Annotated in this window: 6 protein-coding genes; all 6 read right to left on the bottom strand. The window is 64.4% G+C overall.

What is annotated here, in order from left to right; all coding sequences use genetic code 11:
* The coding region (locus IC66_RS0125435; protein ID WP_038949540.1) for an acyl-CoA carboxylase subunit beta at nt 1-1,381 on the bottom strand (1,381 nt) is incomplete at its 3' end.
* Between the two features lie 118 nt (nt 1,382-1,499).
* Nucleotides 1,500-2,366, bottom strand: a complete 867-nt coding sequence (locus tag IC66_RS0125430; RefSeq protein WP_038949539.1) for a 3-keto-5-aminohexanoate cleavage protein — start codon at nt 2,364-2,366, stop codon at nt 1,500-1,502.
* A gap of 199 nt (nt 2,367-2,565) precedes the next feature.
* Nucleotides 2,566-3,366 carry a helix-turn-helix domain-containing protein gene (locus tag IC66_RS0125425; RefSeq protein WP_028139680.1) on the bottom strand — a complete coding sequence of 267 codons (801 nt, stop codon included), beginning with the start codon at nt 3,364-3,366 and terminating at the stop codon, nt 2,566-2,568.
* A gap of 231 nt (nt 3,367-3,597) precedes the next feature.
* The gene (locus IC66_RS0125420) at nt 3,598-4,254 is read right to left on the bottom strand and encodes a glutathione S-transferase family protein (RefSeq protein WP_028139679.1); all 657 of its coding nucleotides are present in this window, start codon (nt 4,252-4,254) and stop codon (nt 3,598-3,600) included.
* A complete protein-coding gene (locus IC66_RS0125415; RefSeq protein WP_038949538.1) occupies nt 4,254-5,417 on the bottom strand; it encodes an acyl-CoA dehydrogenase family protein in 1,164 nt (387 codons plus the stop codon). The genes IC66_RS0125420 and IC66_RS0125415 overlap by 1 nt, the downstream gene beginning before the upstream one ends.
* A gap of 145 nt (nt 5,418-5,562) precedes the next feature.
* On the bottom strand, nt 5,563-6,381 hold an 819-nt coding region (locus IC66_RS0125410; protein ID WP_038949537.1), incomplete at its 5' end, for an acyl-CoA dehydrogenase family protein.

Raw genomic sequence — 6,381 nt, 5'->3', positions numbered from 1 at the left:
CCGCTTCCGTCACGATAGCCATTGTCTCGGCCGCCTGCTCGCCGCCCATCACGGCGGTCTTGGCGTTGGGCCAGGAGAAGCAGAAACGCGGATGGAAGCCGCGGCCGCACATGCCGTAATTGCCGGCGCCGAACGAGGCGCCGCAATAGATGGTGATCTGCGGCACCGTCGCCGAGGTCACTGCCTGGATCATCTTCGAGCCGTGCTTGATCATGCCGGCTTCTTCGTAGGCTTTGCCGACCATGTAGCCGGTGGTATTGTTGAGATAGAGGATCGGCGTGCGGGTCTGGCAGCACGCCTGGATGAAATGCGTCGCCTTGTTGGCGCCGGCGGGATCGAGCGGCCCGTTGTTGGTGATGATGCCGATCGCCTGTCCTTCGATGCGGGCGTGGCCGCAGACGGTGGCCGGACCGTAATTCGGCGCCATCTCGGTGAAATCGGAATCGTCGACGATGCGTGCGATCACCTGCTTCATGTCGACGGAGCGCTTATGGTCCATCGGCATGATGCCGAGCAGCTCGTCCTGGTCGTAGCGCGGCGGCTTGAATTCCGATGCTGTCCTGCCCGGGCGTTCCCATTGCAGCGCCGCCATGATCTCGCGCGCGATACGCAACGCGTCGCGATCGTCTTCGGCGAGATAGTCGCCGAGACCGGAGACCTGCGTGTGCATCTCGGCACCGCCGAGCTCTTCCTCGGTCGCGATCTCACCGGTCGCGGCCTTCAGCAGCGGCGGCCCGGCGAGGAAGGCGCGGGTACGGCCGCGCACCATGACGATGTAGTCGGACAGGCCGGTCTGATAGGCGCCGCCAGCGGTGGATGAGCCGTGCGTGACGGTGACGACGGGCAGTCCTGCCGCGGAGAGCCGCGCGAGATTGCGAAAGATGTTGCCGCCGCGGACAAAATCCTCGACGCGGTAGCGCAAGAGGTTGGCGCCGGCGCTTTCGACCAGTTGCACATAGGGCAGCTTGTTCTCCAGCGCGAGCTCCTGCACCCGCAGCGTCTTGTCGAGGCCGTAAGGCTGCAGCGCGCCGGCATCGATGCCGGAATCGCTGGCGCTCACCATGCAGCGGATGCCCGAGACGAAGCCGATGCCGCCGATGACGCCGCCGCCGGGCACGCTCTTGGTCGCGTCCGGTACATCGAACATGTAGCCGGCGAGCGTCGACAGCTCGATGAAAGGCGCACCGGGATCGAGCACCAGCGCGACGCGCTCGCGCGGCAACAACTGCCCGCGCTTGTGAAAGCGATCCTTGGCTGCGGCCGACGCCGCGCGGGTGCGCTCTTCCAGCGCGCGCATGCGGTCGATGAGGCCGAGCATGCCGTCGCGGTTGGCGTGGTAGGCGGCGCTGCCGGGGGAAATGGTGTTTTCGATGGTAGACATTAGTGCTCCTGCCCGTCATTCCGGGGCGCGCGGAGCGCGAGCCCGGAATCCATACTCCCGATCGTGGCTATGGATTCCGGGCATGGCCTTCGGCCATCCCGGAATGACGGAGTGTGGCTTACCTGTTCGTCCCAAAGATCTTCCGCGCCTCGGCGGGGCTCGCGATCTCGCGGCCGGCACGGCGGGCGCAGGCAGCGACGGCTTCGATCAGCTGGCCGTTCGACGTCACCTTCTTGCCGTCGGCGAGATAGAAGGTGTCCTCGAGACCGGTGCGCAGATGGCCGCCGAGCTCGGCGCAGCGCTGGTGCAGCGGCCAGATTTCCTCGCGGCCGATCGCGGTGACCTGAAAATGCGCCTCGGGACGCTTCAGCTTGGTCAGGATCGGCAGCAGCTCCGGGTCCGAAGGCATTCCCGAAGCGACGCCCATCACAAAATTATATTCGAGCGGTCCCTTGTACATGCCGACCTGGGTGTACATGCCGACGCAGCGGACGATGCCGACGTCGAAGCATTCGAACTCGGGGATGGTGCCGACCGCATTCATGACGTCGAGATAGTCCTTCACCTTCTCGACCGCGTTGTCGAACATCATCGGTGGCCAGGCCCAGGTGTTGTCGGCCTTGACCTTCAGATAATTCAGCGAGCCGGCATTGCAGGCGGCGATCTCCGGTTTGGTCTCGCGGATGCAGTCGAGCGCGCCGGAGTAGTTCGGTCCTGACACGCCCGAGGTGTGATTGATGATCACGCCGGGACAGGCTTCGCGGATCGCCTGCTGGATCTCCCTGCTGACGCTCACCTCCCAGGACGGCAGATGTCCCTTGCCCGACGCCTGCTGGCGCAGGTGGATGTGCATGACGGACGCACCGGCATCGAACGCAGCCCTGGCTTCGCGCGCCATCTGCTCGGGCGTCACGGGGACATTGTGCTGCTTCGGGTCGGTGAGCACGCCGTTCAGCGCGCAGGTGATGACGGCCTTGTCGCTCATGCCTTGGATGTCTCGCACGTTGAGAATTCAACGTTGGCGATCATGGGATGGGCGGCATGCGGCTTCTTGCGCGGAGAAGCTGGAAAACACGACGAATTCGCAGGGTGGGCAAAGCGAAGCGTGCCCACCATCTTTGCCAGTTGCCGAGAGGTGGTGGGCACGGCGCAAGAGCGCCTTTGCCCACCCTACGAGAGCGAGCCTAACTCGCCTCCGCGAGCCGCACCGTCTCCGTGCTGCGATAGATCGCAAGGTCGCGCGAGCCGACGAAGATCGCGCGCGGCTTCAATCCGTAGAAGCGGCGGATTGAATGGCTGAAATGCGTCGAGTCGGGATAGCCGATGTCCTGCGCGAGATGGGCGAGGTTGAGGTCCTGGTTGGCGAAGTGCAGCAAATGCCGCGCGCGCTTCCAGGCGCGGAAGGAGCGGAAGGAGATGCCGGTCTCCTCCTTGAACAGATGCAGGAAGCGCGAGGCCGAAAGCCCCGCCTCCGCCGCGCAGGTATCGGCCGTCACCGGCTCGCCCGAGAAACGCTCGATGCGGGCGACCGCCCGGGTCACGCGCGGATCGAGCACGCGGCGGGCGAGCGCCTCGCCAAAGCACATCTCGTCGAATTCGGCGGTGGTGATGTCGCCATAGCGGCGCTGGCGCAGCAACGCGTAAGCGGCGAGGATCTTGCGGGCATAGAGAGCCTTGTCCGGCCCTCGCAGCCGCTCGGCCAAAGCCTCGATCACGCCATCCGGCATGCTTTCCGGCTCCAGCGTCACGCTGATCACGGTGCGATAGTCGCTGGCGATGGTGTGGCGCTGGTTCGGCAGGGTCACGATCAACTCGTCCGACGTGTGGACGTCGTCGATCGTCAGATGCAGGCTGCCTTTCACCGCGACGTAGATATGGCAGCAGCCGGGGGTCCGCTTGCGAGGGCGGCCGAGCAGGCCGGCATAGAATACCCGCTCCGGCGTGATCAGCATCAGATGGTCGGATTCGCGACCTTTATCTTCCATTGGGATCCTCCTCGCGCGGCTCTCTGGCCGCTGCGGACGGAGGTCACCTTAGCGGAAATTTGGGCGCTGTCACGACGGGATAGCGCTGTCAAAAGACACAGCGAGTCGTTCCGGGGCGGTCGATAGGACCGAACCTCAGGTGCGCAATTGCGCACCGGGGAACCTCGAGATTCTCAGGTGCGCAACGGCGCACCATAGTCGATGCTCCGCATCGCCCGGAATGACGCGTCCTTACGCCCTCACGCGCGGTGCAACATTCTGCTCGGCGCCAGCCTTCTGTTCCGCAGCAACCGCACGCTTGAAACCGTCCCGCTGCTGCAGGCGCGCCCAATAGGCCGCGACATTTGGCCCAAAATCCTTGGCGAGCCCGATATTGTCGGCCAGCCGAAGCGCATAACCGATGACAATGTCAGCGGCGGTGAAGCGGCCGGCGCACAATGTTTCGGCATTGGCCGTCGCTGCCTCGACGGCGCGCAACCGGCCCAGGAACCATTTTGCATAGTCGCCGGCGACCTGCGGATTGCGCCGCTCCTCCGGCTCGAGCTGGGTGTATCGGAGCACCAGCGTCTGCGGGAAGGTTAACGTGGCGTCGCTGAAATACATCCAGTTCAGGAACGCGCCATAGGCGGGATCTTCCGGGCCGACCATCAGGGGCGTCGGGCCGTGCTTGATGCCGAGATAGTGGCAGATGCCGGAGGATTCGGTCATCTTCGTCTCGCCGTCGACCATGAAGGGAATCGTGCCGAGCGGATTGAGCGCCAGATATTCCTTGGCGAAGACCCGCGGTGGGAACGGCAGCATCTTCAGCTCATACGGCAGCCCCATCTCTTCCAGCATCCAGAGCGGACGGAACGAGCGCGCGGCGTCGCAGTGATAGAGCGTGATCATCAAGAGCTTCCTTTGCTGCCGGGCAGCGTGCCCATCATCTTGCACAAGACCATCAGCATGACCTCGTCGGCACCGCCGCCGATCGAGGTCAGGCGGCTGTCGCGATAGGCGCGGCTGACCGGCGTCTCGTTGGTAAAGCCCATTCCGCCCCAATATTGCAAGCAGGCGTCGGTGAGCTCGCGGCCGAGCCGGCCGGCCTTCAGCTTGGCCATGGTCGCAAGCTTGGTCACGTCCTCGCCTGCGACCAACTGCTCGGCGGCGCGATAGATCAGCGCGCGCAGCAGCTCGACCTCGGTCTGCATCTCCGCCAGCTTGAAGTGCACGACCTGGTTGTCGAGGATGCTCTGGCCGAAGGCCTTGCGGTTGCGGGTATATTCGATGGTCTGATCGATAATGTATTCATGCGCCTTAAGACAAGCCGCCGCGCCCCAGAGCCGCTCCTCCTGGAATTGGATCATCTGGTAGGTAAAGCCCTTGCCCTCCTCGCCGATCCGGTTGCGCTTGGGCACACGGACATTGTCGAAGAAGATCTGTGCGGTGTCGGATGAGCGCATGCCCATCTTGTCGAGTTTTCGCGCGACAGTGACACCCTTGGCCTTCATGGGCACGCAGATCAGCGACTTGTTGCGATGAACGGGCCCATCGCCGGTGTTGGCGAGCAGGCAGATCCAGTCGGCCTGGGTGCCGTTGGTGATCCACATCTTGCCGCCGGTGATCACGTAGTCATCGCCGTCGGAGCGTGCCTGGGTCTTGATCGAGGCGACGTCGGAGCCTGCGCCCGGCTCGGAGACCCCGATGCAGGCGACGAAATCGCCTGAGATCGACGGCGCCAGAAATTCGCGCCGCACCTCGTCGGAGCCGAACCGCGCCAGCGCCGGCGTCGCCATGTCGGTCTGCACCCCGATCGCCATAGGCACGCCGCCGCAGGTGATGGCGCCCAGCTCCTCCGCCATCATCAGCGCATAGGAATAGTCGAGGCCGGAGCCGCCGAACTCCACGGGCTTGTTCAGGCCGAGGAAGCCGAGGCTGCCCATCTTCTTGAACAGCTCGTGCGCCGGGAAGATGTCGGCCTTCTCCCAGTCATCGACATGAGGGTTGATCTCATTGGCGATGAACTTTTGCAGGGAGCGGCGGATGTCGTCGTGGTCGGCGGTGAATAGCATTTTGTCCTCTCGTCATTCCGGGGCATCGCGCAGCGATGAACCCGGAATCCATTTCACTACGGAGTCTGGAGCCCGATGGATTCTCAGGTGCGCAATTGCGCACCATAGCTCGACGCTTCGCGTCGCCCCGGAATGACGGCGTCCGTCACAATCCCATCTGCCGGCTGGCCAGATCCTTCATGATCTCCTCGGTGCCGCCGCCGATGGCGTTGACCTTGACCTCGCGGTAGATGCGTTCGGCCTTGATGCCGCGCATGAAACCGGCGCCGCCGAAAATCTGTACGGCTTCCGAGGCGCAGAACGCCATTGTCTGCGTCGCCTGGTTCTTCATCATGCAGATTTCCGCGACCGGGCTCTCGCCCTGCTCGAGCCGCCACGCCAGCATTTCCAGCATCGCCTGACTTGCGGCGACCTTCTGCGCCATGTCCACGATCTTGTGACGGATCACCTGATGCTGCGCGAGCGGCTTGCCGAAAGTCTTGCGCTCCCTGGCGTAGGCGACCGCCTCGACGAGGCAGACCCGGGCGAAGGCGGTGCAGCCGGCCGCCATGCCCATGCGCTCGCTGTTGAAATTCTGCATGATGATCTTGAAGCCCTGGCCTTCCTCGCCGATCAGGTTTTCGGCCGGCACGCGGCATTCGTCGAAATGCAGCGTCGCGGTGTCGGAGGCCCACCAGCCCATCTTCTTCAGTTTCGTCCTGGACAGGCCGGGCGTGTCGCCCTCGATCAGGAGCAGGCTGACGCCGCCGGCGCCCTCGCCGCCCGTGCGCACGGCAACGGTCAGATAGTCGGCGCGCATCCCTGAGGTGATGAAGGTCTTCTCGCCGGTCACGACGTAGTGATCGCCGTCACGCCGCGCCCTTGTGGCGAGGTTCGCGACATCGGAGCCGCCGCCCGGCTCGGTGATCGCGAGCGCGGAGATCTTGTCGCCTGACAGCACCTGCGGCAGCACGCGTGCTTTAAC

The organism is Bradyrhizobium genomosp. III (assembly GCF_000261705.1).
Taxonomy (GTDB): domain Bacteria; phylum Pseudomonadota; class Alphaproteobacteria; order Rhizobiales; family Xanthobacteraceae; genus Bradyrhizobium; species Bradyrhizobium ottawaense.
This window is presented reverse-complemented; position numbering and strand designations above follow the sequence as displayed.